This is a genomic window from Vibrio sp. 970 (assembly GCF_033339075.1).
Map to the genome: position 1 here is coordinate 1 of NZ_JAWOTW010000138.1, position 892 is coordinate 892.

The following is an 892-nucleotide window of genomic DNA, read 5'->3' on the forward strand; positions in this document are numbered from 1 at the left end:
AACGTAAAGCTCAAACTCAACGTTAAAACCGCCAGCATAAGCTGGTTACCGATACTAAACCGGCGTTGAGTTCGCTCTTTTACATCCATATGAAATCACTCCGATAATCTTGCGCTACTCTAAATATAGTCGTGAGCAAATAATAATCGAGGATAGGATGAAAGGACTTCTACGTGTATTGGCTTTTAGTTGTATGGCAGTCAGTGCAGCGACCGCCGCTGAAGAGGTGAATTATTACGTTATCGCCGACCAAGCAAGTCCATTTCAAATCGAACAACACGGCCAACAACACGCCGGGATCGTGACGGATATTGTCAACGCGATTTTTGCCAACTCAGATTATAAGGTGAATTTTCACACCTATCCGTTTAAGCGCATGATTTCATTATTAGAAGCGGGTGGGGAAGAAAACTGGCTGACATACGGCAGCCCTGATTGGGGCCGAGTTCAGTCAGAAAACTTATCTAAAGAGCCTATTTACACTGTAAAACACGTGTTGGTATCCAGCAGTGATGCGCCTTTTAAATTCAATACCATGCAAGACATCAAAGGTCGTTCCATCGTGTTGCTGCTAGGTTTCGACTACCCAAACTTAATGCCGTTTTTTGAAGATAAAACCGTCAACGAGATGCGCGTTAAAGATTACGACGCCGCATATCGCGTAATTCAGAGAACGCCAGGCGATAGGGCGTTTGTCGAGATGGAATCGCGGGGGATGTACAACTTAAAACGTCTGGAACTGCCACTCGAACAATTTGAGATTCAATCTTTTAGCGCTGTGATCCCCGACTATTCGATCTATCTGGCCTTTTCTCCAGAGATGAAACCTGAAGTACAACACTTTATTAATCAACGCCTGTCGGATCTAAAAGCCTCGGGAGAGATCGATAAC

At 44.5% G+C, this 892-nt stretch carries 1 protein-coding gene; it reads left to right on the top strand.

Translation table 11 applies throughout. The features are described 5' to 3' along the window. Nucleotides 1-157: 157 nt before the first annotated feature. Nucleotides 158-892: substrate-binding periplasmic protein (locus R7Q11_RS25255; RefSeq protein ID WP_225466890.1), on the top strand; the 735-nt coding region annotated here is incomplete at its 3' end.